The sequence below is a fragment of the Psychrobacter sp. CAL346-MNA-CIBAN-0220 genome (assembly GCF_040309805.1).
Classification (GTDB): domain Bacteria; phylum Pseudomonadota; class Gammaproteobacteria; order Pseudomonadales; family Moraxellaceae; genus Psychrobacter.
Window position 1 is genome coordinate 1 of record NZ_JBEOPF010000564.1, and the last position, 250, is coordinate 250.

Sequence of the window (250 nt, forward strand, 5' to 3'; positions counted from 1 at the left end):
GCTTCAGCTTTAGTCACTTCTTGGCCAGACACTGCACCAGCGACGAAATTAGCAATCACTTGCTCACCTAAAACGGTGTCACCTTCTTGGAATAACAATTCAGAGATTGAACCGTCTTCTGGTGCAACCACTTCTAATACAACTTTGTCAGTCTCGATATCAACTAAGTTTTGATCGCGTGTCACCTGTTCACCAGGTTTAACATGCCAAGTAGCAATAGTTGCATCAGCAACAGATTCTGGTAATACGG

At 43.6% G+C, this 250-nt stretch carries 1 protein-coding gene; it reads right to left on the reverse strand.

Annotated elements, in window-relative coordinates:
* The coding region (locus tag AAEY88_RS14820) for a biotin/lipoyl-containing protein (protein ID WP_350563615.1) at positions 1-250 on the reverse strand (250 nt) is incomplete at both ends.